Source organism: Planococcus antarcticus DSM 14505, assembly GCF_001687565.2.
GTDB classification, from domain to species: domain Bacteria; phylum Bacillota; class Bacilli; order Bacillales_A; family Planococcaceae; genus Planococcus; species Planococcus antarcticus.
The window spans coordinates 2,715,815-2,733,631 of sequence record NZ_CP016534.2 but is presented as its reverse complement, the minus strand read 5'-3'; the positions used below and the strand labels follow the sequence as shown (position 1 = coordinate 2,733,631).

At 42.8% G+C, this 17,817-nt stretch carries 15 protein-coding genes and 1 pseudogene; 8 read left to right on the top strand and 8 right to left on the bottom strand.

Going from position 1 to position 17,817, the window contains the following annotated elements; genetic code table 11:
• Nucleotides 1-46 precede the first annotated feature (46 nt).
• Together BBH88_RS13630 and BBH88_RS13625 are read right to left on the bottom strand one after the other, a co-directional pair.
• Complete coding sequence (locus BBH88_RS13630) at nucleotides 47-748, bottom strand: class D sortase (protein ID WP_006831327.1); 702 nt, start codon at nucleotides 746-748, stop codon at nucleotides 47-49.
• Nucleotides 748-1,944: a processed acidic surface protein gene (locus tag BBH88_RS13625; protein ID WP_065536682.1), complete on the bottom strand. Its 1,197-nt coding sequence runs from the start codon at nucleotides 1,942-1,944 to the stop codon at nucleotides 748-750. Before BBH88_RS13625 ends, BBH88_RS13630 begins: the two co-directional genes overlap by 1 nt.
• A gap of 264 nt (nucleotides 1,945-2,208) precedes the next feature.
• Between BBH88_RS13625 and galU the strand changes: the two are divergent.
• Nucleotides 2,209-3,092, top strand: a pseudogene (gene galU / locus BBH88_RS13620) (UTP--glucose-1-phosphate uridylyltransferase GalU).
• A gap of 134 nt (nucleotides 3,093-3,226) precedes the next feature.
• Nucleotides 3,227-3,784, top strand: a complete 558-nt coding sequence (locus tag BBH88_RS13615) for a DUF4126 domain-containing protein (RefSeq protein ID WP_006831323.1) — start codon at nucleotides 3,227-3,229, stop codon at nucleotides 3,782-3,784.
• A 73-nt stretch (nucleotides 3,785-3,857) separates the two neighbouring features.
• Here the strand turns inward: BBH88_RS13615 and BBH88_RS13610 are convergent, their stop codons facing one another.
• The 3 genes from BBH88_RS13610 to tagD all read right to left on the bottom strand — a co-directional run bounded on the left by BBH88_RS13610 (nucleotide 3,858) and on the right by tagD (nucleotide 6,705).
• Nucleotides 3,858-4,880, bottom strand: coding sequence for a LysM peptidoglycan-binding domain-containing protein (locus BBH88_RS13610; protein WP_006831322.1), 1,023 nt, complete (start codon nucleotides 4,878-4,880; stop codon nucleotides 3,858-3,860).
• Between the two features lie 267 nt (nucleotides 4,881-5,147).
• The gene (locus BBH88_RS13605) at nucleotides 5,148-6,035 is read right to left on the bottom strand and encodes a CDP-glycerol glycerophosphotransferase family protein (protein WP_238323323.1); all 888 of its coding nucleotides are present in this window, start codon (nucleotides 6,033-6,035) and stop codon (nucleotides 5,148-5,150) included.
• Between the two features lie 277 nt (nucleotides 6,036-6,312).
• Entirely contained in the window at nucleotides 6,313-6,705 is a 393-nt protein-coding gene (tagD, locus tag BBH88_RS13600) for a glycerol-3-phosphate cytidylyltransferase (protein WP_065536683.1), read from the bottom strand.
• Nucleotides 6,706-7,038: 333 nt separating this feature from the next.
• Between tagD and BBH88_RS13595 the strand changes: the two genes are divergently transcribed.
• From BBH88_RS13595 to BBH88_RS13580, 4 genes are all read left to right on the top strand, one after another.
• Entirely contained in the window at nucleotides 7,039-8,157 is a 1,119-nt protein-coding gene (locus tag BBH88_RS13595; RefSeq protein ID WP_154669166.1) for a CDP-glycerol glycerophosphotransferase family protein, read from the top strand.
• Nucleotides 8,158-8,236: 79 nt separating this feature from the next.
• Nucleotides 8,237-9,043: an ABC transporter permease gene (locus tag BBH88_RS13590; protein ID WP_006831318.1), complete on the top strand. Its 807-nt coding sequence runs from the start codon at nucleotides 8,237-8,239 to the stop codon at nucleotides 9,041-9,043.
• 18 nt (nucleotides 9,044-9,061) lie between these two features.
• The gene (gene tagH / locus BBH88_RS13585; RefSeq protein ID WP_006831317.1) at nucleotides 9,062-9,880 is read left to right on the top strand and encodes a teichoic acids export ABC transporter ATP-binding subunit TagH; all 819 of its coding nucleotides are present in this window, start codon (nucleotides 9,062-9,064) and stop codon (nucleotides 9,878-9,880) included.
• Nucleotides 9,881-9,968: 88 nt separating this feature from the next.
• Entirely contained in the window at nucleotides 9,969-10,844 is an 876-nt protein-coding gene (locus tag BBH88_RS13580) for a DUF1028 domain-containing protein (RefSeq protein ID WP_065536684.1), read from the top strand.
• 205 nt (nucleotides 10,845-11,049) lie between these two features.
• On the opposite strand, the gene BBH88_RS13575 is transcribed toward BBH88_RS13580, so the two are convergent.
• Together BBH88_RS13575 and BBH88_RS13570 are read right to left on the bottom strand one after the other, a co-directional pair.
• Nucleotides 11,050-14,235, bottom strand: coding sequence for an efflux RND transporter permease subunit (locus BBH88_RS13575; RefSeq protein ID WP_065536685.1), 3,186 nt, complete (start codon nucleotides 14,233-14,235; stop codon nucleotides 11,050-11,052).
• Nucleotides 14,236-14,253: 18 nt separating this feature from the next.
• On the bottom strand, nucleotides 14,254-15,072 hold the full coding sequence (locus BBH88_RS13570) for a TetR/AcrR family transcriptional regulator (RefSeq protein ID WP_006831315.1): 819 nt from the start codon (nucleotides 15,070-15,072) through the stop codon (nucleotides 14,254-14,256).
• Nucleotides 15,073-15,351: 279 nt separating this feature from the next.
• On the opposite strand from BBH88_RS13570, the gene BBH88_RS13565 reads away from it, so the two are divergent.
• Both BBH88_RS13565 and BBH88_RS13560 read left to right on the top strand, forming a co-directional pair.
• A complete protein-coding gene (locus tag BBH88_RS13565; RefSeq protein ID WP_065536686.1) occupies nucleotides 15,352-15,870 on the top strand; it encodes a GyrI-like domain-containing protein in 519 nt (172 codons plus the stop codon).
• Nucleotides 15,871-16,097: 227 nt separating this feature from the next.
• On the top strand, nucleotides 16,098-17,048 hold the full coding sequence (locus BBH88_RS13560; RefSeq protein ID WP_154669165.1) for a glycine-rich domain-containing protein: 951 nt from the start codon (nucleotides 16,098-16,100) through the stop codon (nucleotides 17,046-17,048).
• A 71-nt stretch (nucleotides 17,049-17,119) separates the two neighbouring features.
• On the opposite strand, the gene BBH88_RS13555 is transcribed toward BBH88_RS13560, so the two are convergent.
• Complete coding sequence (locus tag BBH88_RS13555) at nucleotides 17,120-17,590, bottom strand: competence protein ComK (protein WP_006831312.1); 471 nt, start codon at nucleotides 17,588-17,590, stop codon at nucleotides 17,120-17,122.
• Nucleotides 17,591-17,817 lie beyond the last annotated feature (227 nt).

Genomic DNA, 17,817 nt, shown 5'->3' with positions numbered 1-17,817 from the left:
AAAAGAGCGGTGAATAAAATCTCACCGCTCTTTTTCTGTTAGTTGTTTACTCGCTAGACACCAAATCTGCTACTAATATATAACGCTCTGGAGCATATCCGACGTAATCAAACGGATAGCAGGTGGAAACAGTTAAAGTGGCTTTGGGTTTTGGAACAATAACAGTTCGATCGTCTTCGTCGACTATTCGCACTTGGCGGACTTTGTACGTGAAGACACCGGAATGGGTTTTAACAATCAAGGTATCGCCTTTTCCAACTTCGCCAAGCTCACGGAAGACCGTATCGCGGTGTCCAGACAATACAGAATTGTCATTTTCTCCTGGCATAACACTTTGGGCAAAATGTCCGACGCCTTTTTCCAGCTCGTCTTCATCCGTACCGTGTATAATCGGCAGGCTGGCTTCAAGCTTTGGGATAATCAGTTCGCCCATCAAGTCGCCGATTTCGGGTGTTTCCGGATATTTGGAAGGAAGCACTGAATCAGTGGTTAACTGTTCAACAGGTTCCACAGATACTTCAGGTTCCTTAGAAATTTCCAGTTCTTCGGCAATTGCAGGAGACTGGGTTTCTGGTTTATTGCTGAAGTCTTTTGCTTCGACGTTTCCAGTTTTATAAAGCATATAACCTTTGACGAAAGTTGCCGTGCTGGTAGTGCTGAACCATAGACCAAGTATGATAAGGACGATGGATAGAGTAAGAAGAAGCGGTTTTTTGCTTCTTCTTTTTTCCTGTTTGTGCTTCATCATCAGACTTCTTCAGCTCTGATTCGGCGGAATAAAGCGATGCCTGTCAGAAGCAAGGCCAGTCCGAAAACAGCATTTGCTACGAAATCAGAGGCTGTAGCCGGTAATTTTCCACCTTTCACAGTTTGGGTTGTAGATGGTGTTGTTGGAGCAGTTGTCACCGGTTTTTGTACCACAGGCGGTGCAGAAATGACTTTCTCAACGGTCTTCAAGTCAGTTCCAGTGTCTGCGATCAAGTCAGATCCAAACATTTCAGCCGTCAAAAGGATGTCTGCGAGGAATACATCTTTCAAGTTGTAAATCTCAATCAATAAATCAGCGCCTTCAGTTGATTCAAGCGTCATGAGGGTAGCTAATGAAACAGCTGTTTTTTCGCCGTCTTTTACAAAGTAATAAGTTGTTTTCAATTCAAGCACATCGGTCATATCGCTGTAGATATCCATAATCTCAGCAATCTGTTCTGCCGTCAGCTCATCAGCAGTTTCAAATTCGCCGACTGCCATCATGCGATCACTTAATTCCATTAGTTTTTGTTCGAATGCAGGATCTTCATAATCCAATGTTTCCATGTGAGCGACCAAATTTTCAATTTCTTCTTCAGTCAAACCCAATTCAGTGAAGAGGCCATCCATATCGATTTCAAAATCGCCAGGGTCTTGATAGAAAATAATGGAGGACTCTAAATCTTCTATAGATTCGTGATATGAGATGGAATCATCATACTCCTGCAAAAATGCTTCCAGTTCTTTCTCAGAAGCAAAACCATAGTCCTCTAAGAGCTGCTGCAAGTTAGTGTCATCAATTGGAGTTCCGATAAAGTCTTCCAAATAAAATTCAATGTAGTATTCAAGGTCTTCAATGAAAATCAAGTAAATTCCATCAAGAACATCCTGGCCATACTCCAAGTCTCCATATTCGTAAAGCAATTCATTCATGTCTGTTCGAGATAGATCCAGTTTTCCTGTTAGAGCTTGAATGTTTTCCTCAGTCAACGGGGTACCTAATTCGTCGATTGTGTCAAATTCGCTCAACGACCAGTCTTTACTTTCCAGATAGTTAAGGTAATCTTGTTTCTCCCACTTGATTTCTGCTAAAAATTGGTCAAATTTAGCATCATCCGATTTGATGGCAAATGCCGAGAGGGGCATCATACTAAATGCAAACCCTAAAACTAATAAAAATACAGCTAAACGTTTCATTTTCTTCCTCCTGTGTATAATAAATGGAATATCTAGATTATTATAGTCGTGGTTACACTTATTTAAAATAGGTATAAATAATTATATAACCTGAAATTTAAAAATAATTATAATGCCATTTAACATTTCTGCTAGTTGCAGAGAACAAATAGGAAAGTGCATCGTTTCCACCTTATAGTCAGATGTGATTGTTTGGTTCCGAATGTTCTGTTAAATGGTATGATGGACATAAAAAAGAGTGTATGAAAAAAGGAGGGACCACCAATGTCCATCAGAAAAGCCATCATTCCAGCTGCTGGTCTGGGAACACGATTTCTTCCTGCTACTAAAGCTATGCCAAAAGAGATGCTGCCAATCGTGGACAAGCCCACTATCCAATATATTGTGGAGGAAGCAATCGCATCTGGAATTGAAAGCATCATTATTGTCACAGGGAAAGGGAAGCGGGCAATCGAAGATCATTTTGACCACGCGCATGAACTGGAGGCTACATTGCTGGCAAAAGGGAAGCTAGACATGCTGGAAACTATTCTTCAAACGTCGAAGCTGGAAATCCACTATATTCGCCAAAAGCATCCGCTTGGCCTGGGGCATGCGATTTGGTCGGCCCGCAACTTTATCGGCGATGAGGCTTTTGCTGTATTGTTGGGTGATGATATCGTAGAAAATGAAGAGCCATGCCTTGCTCAGCTGATGAAACAATTCGATAAAACCGGAAACTCGATTGTTGGTGTTCAACAGGTTCCAGTAGAAGAAACCTGTCGATATGGAATTATCGATCCGTTGTCGATGGATGGTCAGTTGATGAAAGTAAGAAATTTTGTGGAAAAACCGGCACTGGGAACAGCTCCTTCCAATTACGCGATTATGGGGCGTTATATTTTGACTCCTAAAATATTTGGTTTTTTGGGTGAACACCAATTTGGAGCAGAGGGGAGATCCAGCTGACGGATTCCATCCAAAAATTAAATGAAATTCAAAGGGTTTATGCCTTTGAGTTTGAAGGGCGCAGGTATGATGTGGGGGAAAAGTATGGATTTATCGAAACGACGATAGAGTTCGCCTTAAAGCGTCCAGAGCTGAAAGAGCCGTTGTTAAAGCTGTTCGAAAAGATTTTGCAGGAGGAAAAAGACCGGGATCTCTTATGAAGATGCAAATGGAACAACCGGATAAAAATAGACATGGGTTTTATATGCAGTAGGGGTAAGCAAGTGCATGAGCAATAGGGAAGATTCGGCTCATGTATAACTGAAAGAACACGAAGACAGGGGAGGTCAACGCGATGGAAACTATTCTTGCAATCTGTATCGGACTGGCATTAAGCGCAACTGTGGGGTTTAGAATTTTTACGCCATTGCTGATAACGGGAATATTCGTCCATGTGGACTGGTTGACGCTTTCAGAAGGTTTCAGTTGGATCGGCAGCACACCGGCAATCATCGCATTTGCTGTAGCCACGCTTTTTGAAATCGCAGTCAATTATATTCCAGCTGTAGGATCGTTCATGAAAATGATTTCGACGCCAATTGCCGCTTTGGCAGGCATCCTGTTGACTGCTTCTTTTATCGGAGATATGAGTCCTTTTCTAGAATGGAGCATTGCCATCATTGGTGGCGGAGGAGTAGCTACAGCTTCACATGCAACTATTACAGCGGTCAAAGGAGTGAGTGAAACTGCTTTGATGAGTCCGGCCGTTTCTGTGGCAGAAGATGCTACGGCTACAATAGCACCGATTCTGATATTTCTTGCACCCGTTCTGGCGATTTTCTTTTTGCTTGGCATGGCGTTTATGATCTTCAAGCTATACCGCAGGTTTCTGCACAAGCCAAAAGCCATATAGAAAAGGAACTGGAAAAATAGATTCCAGCTCCTTTTCATTTGGTTTTTGGCATTTTAGAGAGTAAGCTCTCCTGCTATCTTGGTATCACCAGCACTTGTCCTACACTAATTGCATTGACATTGGTGATCTTATTGGCGGCAGCTATTATGGAAACGGTCGTATTGTAGGTGCGGGCAATGCTGTATAATGTATCTCCAGCCTTGACCGTGTATTTGACAGAAGTGACAGGCGGCGCAGTGGTTTGGTTCGGAATCGTCAATACCTGTCCGACCTGGATCAGATTATAATTGATAATGTTGTTGGCTTTAGCCAGCGCTGCAACAGTTACATTGTATTTTTTGGCAATGCTGTAAAGTGTATCTCCGGCTTTAACTGTATACTGGTTGCCGACTGGTGCTGCAGGCAATTTCAATAATTCAGAGACAGTGACGAATTTATATCCCTTAGCTTTCAATTTGCTGATCATTCCCGGCAAAGCACCTGGAGTTCCGGATGCGCCTGCACCAGTATGCATCAAAACAATAGATCCTGGCACAATATTATTCAGGACTTTGTCGGTGATTTGTGTGGATGAGACCCCTTTCCAGTCAACAGTGTCGATATTCCACTGAATCGTATGGGTATATCCGGCATCCCCGACCGCCTTCAAGACTGCAGCATTGGATGCACCAAATGGAGCTCTGAAAATCGGTTTGGTGGTTTTCCCGGTTAACCCTTTGATCGTGGTTTCAGCGGTATCAAGTTCGATCTTCATTTTTGCGGCAGTCAGTTTGGTAAAGTCAGGATGCGAATAAGAGTGGTTGCCAAGCTGGTGGCCTTTGGCTGAAATGTTCTTGATCCAGGTAGGGTGGTTTTTGGCCCCGGAACCTGTTAAAAAGAACGTCGCTTTGACATTATTGGCTGACAGGATATCCAGAATCTTGTTGATGTTTGTGCCGTCTGAACCGTCATCGAAAGTCAGAGCGACCACTTTGCTGGTCGTGCTGCCTTTTGTGACATAGGTGGAACTCGCTGCTTGCGACTGACCAGAGAAGGATAGCACGGTAAACAGGATTAGTAATACGGCTACTGAGACTTTAATCCATTTAGAAAGCACTTTTCTCACCCCTTTAGTTAATATGCTGGGCCAAGCCCGCGTATGTATGGAGACATTTAGGATATAGATGAGTTATCCGAAAGCAGTGGAAAAGTAACCGTAAGTTTTATACTCCTATTATACCACGTCTATAAGCAATTAATGTTATTATAAACTGAAAATTAAGAAAATATAAACACTTTTTAATGCAATAAATTGGAAGTTGGATATTTTATTAAGAAAAGCGAAAAGCCAGCAACCCGGGTTACCGAGAAGCTAGCTTTTGTTCTATAAATCTTTTGGGTCGTAAATGACTGTTAGGAGTTGGCATGTGCTTTGGCCTGTCGAATATGTATTCCAGTGATTACGGAACTGATCGATTTTTTCGAGGTCAATCTCGGGATCTAGAATATGTTCTATTACTTCGCTGGTCGTCTTTACAATCGGACCGGGAAAATACAGGCTGTTCTCTGCCCAAATTCCCTGAGTTTTACCGTAATCCACAAGGTCATATGTGAAGAAAATCATTTTTTTCCCGAGCAATGAAAATTCAACCGGAATGGACGAGTAATCAGTGATCAAGATATCGCTGACAATCAGCAAGTCGCTGAGATGCGGGTAGTCGTTGACCAACAGGACGCGCGGATGCTCCGTAAAATTAGTGGCCTCTTTGATAGAGGGGTGGAGCCTGATCAACAAAACATGCTGATCATCCAGCTTATCGAGGATCTCTTTCACGTCCAGTTGCACCTTCATGCTGTGCAGTGAATTTTTACGGAAAGTAGGTGCATACAAGACCACTTTTTTTCCGGCGATGACCGGGTATAAGTCCATCAGCGTAGTGCAGGCTTTTTCTTTAGCATCCGGGTCAAAGTAAAAATCGGTTTGTGGAACTCCTGTGTAGATAAAATGGCTTTGATCAACATGAAAGGATTCAGAGAAAATATCCGCCATTTGCTGTGAACCAACAGGAATGTATTGAAAGCGATCATATACTTGCTGAAATCTTAACTTTGCCCGCTCGCTTCTGGCAGAAGTTTCCGGATCGCTCCAACCGAATTTCTTAATGGCCCCCGCTGCGTGCCAAAGTTGGATACATTTCACTTCTTTACGGAATTTAATGACTGAAAGAACTCCTGCATAATTATCGACAAAGACATATTTGGAAGTGGCCAAATGATAGATGGAAAAAAAGTATCTGTAATATTGGACGTTTCAAAGCTGTAAATCTTCTTATTGTCAGTGGCAACTGCAGTAAAGTCGATTTTGCATTTGGCTTGGTTGATGAAGATGATTTGATGTTGTTCAGCCTTCGATAACTCCTTCGCGATAAAAAATGCATTATCGCCAAAAGAGGACAGAAAGACGGTTTTATTTCTCATAGGGAAAAGCTTAAACAGAGTAAACAAGATTTTGAACAGGAATAGATAAATGGAAATTCCAACTTCTTTAATCATCGGGTATTGTAAAGGTCTGTTTTGATTTTTGTAGTCGAAATGCCTTCTGTACGCGGCAAGTAAAGAACTTCACAATAGTCTTTCAGTTCATCGAATTTGTTTTCCCAGTCAGAACCCATTATAAATAAATCTACATTGTAGCTTTTGATATCCGTCACTTTTTGGCCCCAATTGTGCTCAGGAATTACTTCATCAACATATTTTATGGCCTCGAGTATCAATTTACGTTCTTCATAAGAATGATAGGCCGATTTGCCTTTAATCGCATTAAACTCATCAGATGATAAGCCCACGATTAAATAATCGCCGTTCTCTTTTGCCCGTTTTAATATATTTATATGGCCATGATGAATCAAGTCAAAGGTCCCATAAGTTATTACTTTCTTCATATATGTTCACTCCAAAAGTGCTTATTTTCGATTTATTTCACAATATGCTATGATACTATCTTATATGTTATCATTTGTAATAGCTATTGGAAATATAGGTATGTATGAGGTATTAGACGCATTTATCAAGGAAAAGATGCGTTTTTTTAATATACTTGGTCTACTCTTCGTTTCAGTATAAAATAAAAAGAAGCGCGATCCCATTATTTGTGTAAATTTTCTGCCAAATCCGTTTTTCAAGAAAGAAGTAAGGTGAATAATTTGAATTTCATCCAAAAAGTTAAAAGTCTTAAAGATAGCAGCTACACAAGAAGGGTTTTTCGGGCGGTCTTTGTGATACTGGGAAAACTTCCGAAAAAGAAAAAATTGGTCGTATTTGAAAGTTTTCACGCGAAACAATTCAGTGACAATCCACGTGCCATCTATGAATACATGAAAGAACATTATCCGGAATTCAAGCTTCTCTGGAGCGTTGATAAGAGCGCAATCAGCCTTTTTGAAGAATTCAACGTGCCATATATTCGCAGGTTCACCATGTCCTGGTTCTGGACATTTCCACGGGCTGAGTACTGGGTCAACAATGTCCGGCTGCCAAGGTGGATGCCGAAGCCTAAAGGTACCGTATACCTTCAAACGTGGCACGGAACTCCTCTAAAAAAACTAGGGCTGGATATCGAAGAAATCCACATGCCTGATACGGAGACAGAGTCGTATAAAAAGAATTTTACATTGGAATCAGAAAAATGGGATTACCTCATTTCGCCGAATCCATATTCGACTGAGATTTTTAGGCGTGCTTTCCACTATAATGGAAAAGTCATTGAATCCGGATACCCCCGCAATGATGTATTGACTAGTCATTCGGATCTATTGATCAGCAATCTGAAAAGGGATCTGGGGATTGCTGAAGACAAAAAAGTGATGCTCTATGCTCCTACCTGGAGAGACAATGAATTCTATCAAAAAGGAAAGTACAAGTTTAAATTCCAATTTGATCTGGAAAATTGGAAGAAAGAATTCGGTGACGAATGGGTGCTACTATCCCGCATGCATTATCTGGTAGCTGAAAACTTTGATTTCTCGGCATATGAAGGTATGGTATATGATGTATCACTTTATCCAGATATCCGCGATCTATACTTAGCTTCTGATCTGCTGATAACGGATTATTCTTCTGTCTTTTTCGATTATGCGATTTTAGACCGGCCGATCATTTTCTTTATGTATGATTTGGCGAACTATCGTGACCAGCTGCGCGGCTTCTATATCGACATCGAAAAAGATGCGCCCGGACCAATTGTACAGACGGAAAATGAACTTTTCCAAGCAATTCAGGCAACGGCGGATTCAAATATACAGTTGAGCCCAACTTTCTCCGGGTTTAAAGACCGCTTTTCTTCTCTTGAAGATGGACAGGCAACGGAGCGGGTAGTAAAAGCATTTTTGAAGTAGAGCATACCAGTTAAGTTTCGAACAGCAGAACTATTGCTCGCGGTTTAACGAGATAAAAAGTGATTAAGTGAGGCTACCTATGAAATCAGCTATAAAAGTTATCAAAGAGCAAGTTAAATTCTTTCATTTAGTTAAACGATTGTCTGTTTATGAGTTGCGCAGTTTAACAAGAGGCAATTACCTGGGAGCAGCCTGGGAGATCATCAATCCGGCTATCCAAATTCTCATATACTGGTTTGTTTTTGGTTTTGGAATCCGGGAGCGAGAAGCTGTTGGGGATATTCCATATTTTCAATGGATGTTTGCTGGAATTCTAGTGTGGTTCTTTATCAATAACAGCGTAATGAAATCATCCAAATCGATTTACAGCAAAATCAAGATGCTTTCCAAGATGAATTTCCCGATGAGTGTCATTCCGAATTACACAATCTTTGCACAGTTTTACCCTCATCTGATATTATTAGCTATCGGAATGGTGATGTTGCAGTTTCTAGGGTACCCAATTTCCATCTATTACTTGCAGTTGCCTATCTATATAATTGGCCTGCTCGTATTCTTATTCAGTTTCTCTCTGATTACATCTACTTTGTCGACCATCATCAGAGACGTTCAAATGCTACTGCAGTCGGTCATGCGCATGCTGTTGTATTTGTCGCCGATTTTATGGCCGCCGACGTTGCTGCCGGATTCATGGCAACCCTTCATGAAACTTAATCCGTTCTACTATGTTATTGAAGGCTACCGTTACTCGCTGCTTGGGGAAGGCTGGTATTTTATTGAGAATCCTGTCTATACCCTTTATTTTGTTGGAGTGGTCGCACTCACGTTCCTTATAGGTGCTTATCTTCATGTGAAATTTAGAAGTCAATTCATTGACTTTTTATAAAAATTGGAAGTGAAACTCTTGGTTAATTCAGTGGAAGTCAAAAACGTTTCTAAGCGTTATAAATTATATAAAAAACAATCTGAACGAATTCTTGATTTACTGATTCCTTATAAAGATTATGGGGAGGATTTTTTCGCTTTGCAGAATGTCTCTTTTGATGTGGAGCAGGGCTCGATTGTCGGGCTCGTTGGCATTAATGGATCAGGAAAATCGACCTTGGCGAATATAATCGCAGGTGTTATTCCAACGACAAATGGTCAAGTGACAAGCGATGGCAATGTCGCTTTGATTGCGGTGAATGCTGGACTGGACAGCAAGTTATCAGGGCGCGAGAACATCGAACTCAAATTATTGATGCTTGGATTTTCCGAAAAGGAAATTGGCGCCATGGAAGAAGAAATCATTGAGTTTGCTGAGCTGGAAAAGTTTATCGACCAGCCAGTGAAAACCTATTCGAGCGGAATGAAATCACGTTTGGGCTTTTCCATTTCAGTCCGCGTCAATCCCGATATCCTGATAGTAGATGAAGCTTTGTCCGTAGGAGATAAAGCATTCTCTGAAAAAAGTCTGGACAAGATGATGGAGTTCAAAGAAAAAGGGAAAACGATGTTCTTTGTCAGCCATTCGATTTCACAGATGAGAAGATTTTGTGATCAGATTTTGTGGCTGGAGTTTGGTGTGGTCAAAGAGTACGGCGCCACCAAAGAAGTCTTAGCCAAATATGAATCTTTTCTGGAAGAATACAAAGCTCTATCAAAAGCTGACAAAAAAAAATATCGGAACCGTGCACTCGATCGGCAATCCAAGAAAGATGAAAAACCTGCAGAAATCCGTTGAGGAACTGCAGTTTTTTTATTGCAAATAATCAAACAAGCAAGAAATTTTTCTTGGATTGAATTACAGTAGGTAAAAGGGGGGGCATCAAATGAACAATAAAATGGACAAAGATAAATTGGTTGCGACATTTTCCATTGTTGCTGCGAATCCCGAAACGGGAGAAGTGGGTGTGGCGGTTCAATCGAAGTTTTTGGCAGTCGGGTCCGTCGTTCCGTGGGCAAAAGCGGGTGTTGGTGCTGTAGCCACACAATCCTGGGCTAATACCGCTTATGGACCAGAAGGACTGGATTTGCTGGAGAAAGGATTGTCGCCCGAGGCAGTGATTGACAAACTGATTGCCGACGATCCAGGCAGAAGCTTGCGACAGGTAGCCATTATCAATTCGGACGGTGAAGCAAGTGCCTTTACGGGCAATGCGTGCTATGACTGGGCAGGCCACAAAATAGGGAAGCATCATTCCTGTCAGGGCAATATTTTAGTCAGCGAGAAAACCGTCAGCGAAATGAGCAGAGCTTTTGAAGAATCGGAAGGCTCGCTCGCTGAACGCTTGCTGAGCGCCATATCGGCTGCTCAGCAAGCTGGAGGCGACAGCAGAGGTAAACAGTCAGCTGCTGTTTATGTCCTGCAAGAAGGCGCAGGATACGGCGGCTATAACGATGTTAAAGTCGATTTGCGCGTGGATGATCATCCGGAGCCAATCGAAGAACTGCAACGATTATATGAGCTGCACAAAATGTTCGCCGCGCCGTCACAAGACAAATTGGCTATCGAGAAAGACGTGTTGGAATCGATTATTAAGCAATTGGTAAAAGTTAATTTGTTGGAATCGGCTGATCATAGCAGTTACGATGCGGAAGTGAAAGAGGCATTGAAAACTTTTGCTCTGCGTGAGAACTTCGACGATCATTGGTCAGAAGAAGCATTAATTGATGAATCGGTGCTGGAATATTTGCAGAAGCAATAGCATAGAAGCCTGTTCAGTTTAGCTGAGCAGGCTTTTTTTCGTGAGGTGCGGTTATGGAGTGATGAGGTGCGGTCTTTGCCGTTTGAGGTGCGGTTATGCCTGTTTGGGGTGCGGTTATCGGTAAACGAGGTGCGGTCAGCTAAAATCACATACAAAAAAGCAGGCAGCCCACAATGAGCTGCCTGCTTTACTGTCATAATACTATTCAATTTACTTGTTTCTTACGGAATTTCGATACGACTTCATAAACAATCGGTACGATGACCAATGTTAGTAAAGTGGAGCTGATCAATCCGCCAATAACCGTGATGCCAAGGCCTTCGGAGATTAATCCGCCGCCTCCGCCTTCTACGCCAAGAGCGAGCGGGATAAGCGCTCCGATTGTTGCTAAGGCTGTCATCAGGATCGGCCGCAGACGTGTAACACCGCCTTCGAGAAGGGCTTCACGTGTTGTCAAACCGGCCTCTTCCATATGAATGACCCGGTCAATCAAGACGATGGCGTTGGTGACAACGATACCAATCAGCATCAATACACCGATCAATGCGTTGACACTTAATGCTTCTCCAGTGATCCATAATGCCACCAAAACGCCGATAACCGTAAATGGCAGTGAAAACAGGATAGAGAACGGAGCGAGTGCGCCGCCAAATGTTACAACTAGCACAAAGTAAACAATCGCAATGGCTGCAAGCATTGCCAGGCCAAGCTGAGTGAACGATTCGTTGATTTGTTCGGTTACGCCGCCGTGGTCAGTCGTGACACCAGCCGGCAAATCAAGCTCTGCTACTTGCTCATCAATTTCCGTAGTGATTTCAGCGGCATTGTTGCCGAGGACATCTGCAGTTAGAGATGCAAACATTTGGCCGTCTCTGCGATTGATGGTATCCGGCGATTTGCCTTCTTCCACTTCCATGACGTCACCAACTGTAACGGTCGTTCCAAGTGCTGTTGGAATTTCTACAGCTGTTACATCTTCAATACCAGCGTATTGCGTTTCTTCTGTCTCGATATAAACATTAATATCTTTGTCTTCATGACTAACTGTTGTCAAGATAGGTGCGTCACCAACTCCGCTCAACGCCATGCCGACTTGTGCCGCGGTCAAGCCATTTTCGCTCAAGCTTTGCTGGCTGGCCACTAATGTAAATTGATCATAAGCTTCAGTCAAGCTGGATTCAGTATTTTCCAGGCCTTCATTATTTTCCATGAATGGTTGGATTTGATCGATGGCGGATTGGATATCTTCCACATTGTCACCGTAGACGAACATTTCCAGTCCGCTTCCCCCGGTGGGCGCAAAATCCATGCTGGCCCATTCTCCGGATTCAGTAGAGTTATTCAAGTCGTCAATCAGTTTGGTACTTTCGTCGCCGAAGGCTTCGAATTCGTCATCATATTCAATATAGAACAATGCGGAATTATCTCCGCCGCCGCCCATTGCTGCCATTGGATTGCCTCCGCCGAGCGAGTATTGGTATGACGTAACACCTTCACGTCCGTCAATGGCGCCTTCTGCATCAAGCGCAATGGCTTCTACATCTTCGCGTGTTTGGCCTGGTTCCGGGCTATAAGTTGCCATGACCATTTTTTGTTCTTCTTCGGGCAGGAAGCTGACACCGATAACCGGGATCAAGAACAAACTTGCCGCAAGGACTACCGAAGCTCCTCCAAAAGTGATGATCTTGTGGTTCAAAGCCCACTCCAAAATACGTTTGTAGCTAGCAGCCATTTTACCTGGCTTATGCTCTTTTTGTTTAGAATTAGGCGTATCCATGTTGCTTAATTGCTTGCGGTACATCAAATGCGCCATCATCGGAACGATGGTGACAGCAACCAATAAAGATGCCGATAAAGCAAAGACCACTGCCAAAGCGAACGGCAGAAACAATTCGCCGATTTGTCCGCTGACTAATGCGAGCGGCAAGAATACCGCGATGGTCACTACTGTTGATGAGAAAATCGGCACGAACATTTCGCGTGTTGCTTCACGGATCAATTCTTTGCCGCGCAATTTCTCACCAGGCAAGGCCATCCGGCGATAAATGTTTTCGATCACTACAATCGAGTCATCGATAACACGTCCGATTGCGACCGTCAATGCCCCGAGTGTCATAATATTTAAGGTGATGTCCAATTGGTTCAACAGGAAAATTGCCATCAATAACGACAAAGGAATAGAGATGATCGAGATCAAGGTTGTCTTAAAGCTGCGAAGGAATAGCAAAATAATGACGACAGCAAATAAAATACCGAATAGGGCTTTGCTGAGCATCGTTTCAACCGATTTTCCGATCGGTTCACCTTGGTCAAACGTAGAAGCGACGGTCAAGCCGTATTGTTCTTCAACATCTGCAACGATTTCTTTAACGCCATTTACCACTTCAACAGTGTTGGCATCCGGTGATTTGATAATCGAGATGCCGATTGATTCTTCTCCGTTTGTCCGTGAAATCGATTCCGCTTCACTGACGATTTCGATTTCAGCCAGTTCGCTTAATGCAACCGTCGGGATGACAGTCGGTGCAGCAGCTGAATTTTCAGCAGCTGGTGCTTCAGTTGCCGGCGCCCCAGTAGCAGGAGCACCGGCACCAAATCCTGCATCAGGAGCTGCTGGTGTTTCGCTTGGTGCAGCAGGTACAGCTTGAGGGAGAGCCGGAATCTGCAGATTTCTCAAATCATCGACAGATGTAATATCGCCGTCAATAACCAGGTTTTTCAGCTCCCCGTCAAAATCGGTCAATCCTAGCGGGAACGTCAGGTTTGATCCTTGGATCAATTGCTGAATGGTTTCTTCAGTCAAGCCGTATTGTGCCAAAGCTTCTTGATCAAAGGACATGGTGACTTTCTGCACACGCTGTCCAGAAACTTGAGCATCTGACAAACCAGCTACCCCTTCAAGGGCAGGCAGCACGTTTTCTTCGACACTAGCCGTTAATTCTTCCAATGAACTTCCAGAATCGCTGATGCTCAATGTCAGAACAGGGAAGGCATCCAAACTGATGCGCGATACTTGAGGCTCATTGGCAGCCTCGGGAATCGAGACTTGTGACAAGGCATCCTCCAACTCGCGGGTCGCTTCGTCCATATCGACTTCAAAGTCGTATTGGACTTGAATGGTCGAGGCATTTGCCATTGAAGTGGATGTCGTAAGCTCGACACCGTTCATATTCTGAATTCGCTGTTCCATCGGAATGGTGACTTCTTCCATAATTTCGTCAGGTGCAGCGCCCGGATACGTAGTAACTACGGTAACAGCGGGCAGGGTGATGCTTGGAATGGATTCTTGCTTCATCGTCAAACCTGCATAAAGACCTGCTACGACGATCATAATGGTCAAAATCCAAATCGCGAATTTGTTGTTTAAGGAAAAATCGATAATTTTCTTCAACTTGTGGGCTCCTTTTTCTCAAATAAAGTTTTCCAGATACGATACTTCGTTCTTAATGGATGGATGTTGTTTTAAATAAACCAACAAGGCTTCGATTAAAAATTCCTCTTGCTGTTGTTTGCCGACTTGCTCTTTTAATAGATCGAGTGAAGCCAGCAATTTTTCGGGAAGGGGAATGGATGTCTTGATTTTTTCAGCTAATTGCTGAAAACTTTCCTCCAGTGTGGCAGCCGGGGAACGTGCTTCGGTTAAGACAGGTTCCATTTTGTGCAGGTTGTCGACAATCGCGTCGATGGACGCAGTGATGAAATTGACAAGCCTGGAGATCGTGACATATTTTTGTTCGATCACAAGCGTAACGATATATTGCTGCATCAGCCCTTCAAGCACCAACACCAAGTCAGGCAAAAACGGCTCGATGCTCGTTCCGTAAGTATCCAACAAAATCGTCTTATGCAGCGTTAGAGTCGACTGTCGTAGTTCCAGGAACAATGATTTTAGCTTTTCGCTGTCACTGAGCGGAAAATCCTTGAGTACCATCATGAAAAAATCCTGATTAGAAAGAGTACGTTCAATCTCAATCGACAATTTTTCTTTGAAGACATCCTTATTGTCGGACCCTGGTGCATGCTGAGAATGGGAAATTGCTTGTGTAATTTCTTCATGGTATTGCTTTAGGATTTCAATGAATAAATTTTCCTTCGAATCAAAGTGCTTGTAGAAAGCGCCTTTAGAAATACCGGCAGCTTGTGCTACTTCCTGTACCGATGTTTGATGAAAGCCTTTCAAAGAAAATAAGTGTACAGCCTGCTTTAATAATTCGGTTCTTTTATCCATTTGAGCCCTCCTAAACCAATTGGTCACTTTTAATGACCAATCGGTCACTTGTTTCGGATTATCTTTTAAAAGAAGCAAAGTCAATTTGAGGAACTTTGGATCATGTGACAATTTCATGGCTGGCTTTAAATTCCTTTGAATTTACTTTTCAACGAAGGAAGAAGCCCTACTGACTAGAGTTTGCTGAAAATTTCATAGGCGAATTAAAGGACTATGTCTGCAAGTATAGAATAGTAGAATTAGAATTAGCTTGAGGTTTTTAAAAGGGAGGGTTGGACGGTGCAGAAGTATATCAGTGAACCAGTTGTTGAGGAACGGACAGAACAGCCTTATATCGGCATACCCATTTTGGCCGGACTGTCGGAATGGGAAGAAGTCAATGGGTTGGTAGGGGAGCTCTTTGACTGGCTGAAGGCGAAAGGCATTAAACCGGCAGGGGCGCCATTTTTTCGTTATTGGTGTATGGGTGACTCAGAAGATAAATACAAGATGGAAGTCGGCGTGCCAGTCAAGCGCATGGTGACTGGCGACGACCGTGTGATTGCCAGCTATATCCCTGGAGGGTCCTATTTGTCAGCTATCCACAGGGGTCATCCCGACAATTTGGAAAAATCTCTCACGGCACTGGAAAAATGGGCTGTACAGGAAGGATTGGACATCGATAAACGATGGGAAGAAGAAGAAGAAATTTGGAACGGCCGCTTTGAATTTTACGTAACCGACCCGGAAACAGAACCTGATTTAAATAAGTGGGCAATCGAAATCGCCTTTCTGCTGATGAGAGACGAAGCTGCATAGAAAAGAGTACCCAATCGCTAACTATGATAGTTAGTAAATTGTATAAGTTTTTTCAAAATATTCATCAAGAAAGTATAGTGAAAAAGATATGAAATAAAGCAAAGAGGCGATGGAATGATTGGCTACATTGGTGCTACTATTATTGTTTTGGGTTAGTGAGTGTCGGACTTTATTGGGATCATTATAAGAAAAAATCCGAATCGGAAAATGACAATCGAGAATTGCTTTTGCTGACAAAAGATGATTTCTTGAAAAAGCAGCAGACATTGGAATTGGATTTTGTGAAAGATACGGAATCCACTTTTCGAAACCGTGCACAAGAGCTTGAAGATGCTTATACACTTGATTATCAACTGCATATCTACAACCGAATGGTCAAGGAAACGGAGTACAGCCAGGAAACCATTCTCGAATTGATGTTTGAGCAGAAACGCTTTTTGTTGATGGCATCCATCCTGAAAAAAGTGCCTATGTTTTCGAAAGCGATAGACGAAGTTTGGCATCAACAGTTAATGTTCACTAATGACTACCAAAATTTCACACAGAAATTCGCCGGACAGTTCATCCATCATGCACCAAATATGGACGGCCGGGATGGAGCCGACGATAAGTTTTTATTTGATATGATGTACAAAAAACTGTTTATCGAGAAACTCTTTTCGGCGAAATCATGGGGTTCTCCGTTTTATGAAACAGTGCCAAGTGATAGTTTTATTGCAGAATGGAGCGATTCAGGTATTCCTCAACTCCAAAGCCGGTACTTTTTTGACAAGAGCGAAATCCATTGCTCCGTTCAAGGATTGATTCGAGACATCAAGAATGATATTGAATCTGCAGAGAATAAAGGGGAATTTGGACGATTTCTAGAACAACAATCCCGTATCGTCAAAGGCTCTTATCCTGCACTGGGAACATCTAATGAACTGACGCTTCCTTATGTACTCTGGGCAGCTGTAGACACCAATGCAACGTATTCCGAATCACTTGGACTTGCAAAAACCCATCGGACGATAAAATCAGATTCCGATGGAGGGAATTCTGGATTCTTCGGAACCGTTTTGGATAAGCCGAAAGGTTCAAAAGAAGCTTGGTGTGGTTCTGACACAAGTGATTCCGACGGTTCTGGAGATTCTGGTGGTGGTTCTTCCTGCGGTAGCAGTTGTGGCAGCTCTGGCTGAAGCTATATAAAAGACACCTCTCTCTGCATTGGCCGCAAATGTCACTGCAGAGAGAGGTGTCTTCTTTTGTTTTACTGGCTGTTTCTTTCACGAACGTTTGAATAATAGTAGATCATCTCATACATACGGCTTCGCTGTTTTTGCAGGATGCCTATAGATACGTTGACCTCTGTCGAGACATTGAACTCATCGAAAAGAATGCGGGTCCTGTTTGGGGCGATGGTTTCCAATCGGTAATGGTGGTTGAAAATCCATACACAGCCAGGGTCGTTAGGAGACTTTGTGGGATAGGCGGCCAAACCATCTTCCGAGATGAGAAGTGTTGTTTTTTTGTGCTGTTTGAGATTGTGCCGTGTGGCTTTTACGCGGCCTTCGTATGTAGATGCAAACATCATACAAGCCTTATCGATCAATGTCACAACCGAATCACGTGAATAAAAGACGCCGTCCTTCGTCACGATTTTAGATTTTCTCTCCGTTTCAAAATAACTTTCAACAAACAACACCGATCGATCAATTAAATGCTCATCGTACTTCTTCACTATTTACAAGCTCCCCTTTCTCAACACATAAAAATTCTACCATTAGCAACTTTACGAGGCAATGTATTTTTTCTGAAAATAGATACTGTTTTGACAATTTAATGAGTCAAACATCCTGTTTATGATATCAGAAAAGATTTTTTGTAAGGGCAAATGGCACGGTAGACAACTGGCTACTTTTAGTTCAAGAACTTATTCTGAATAGACCCGGGAATCAACGAACGTTC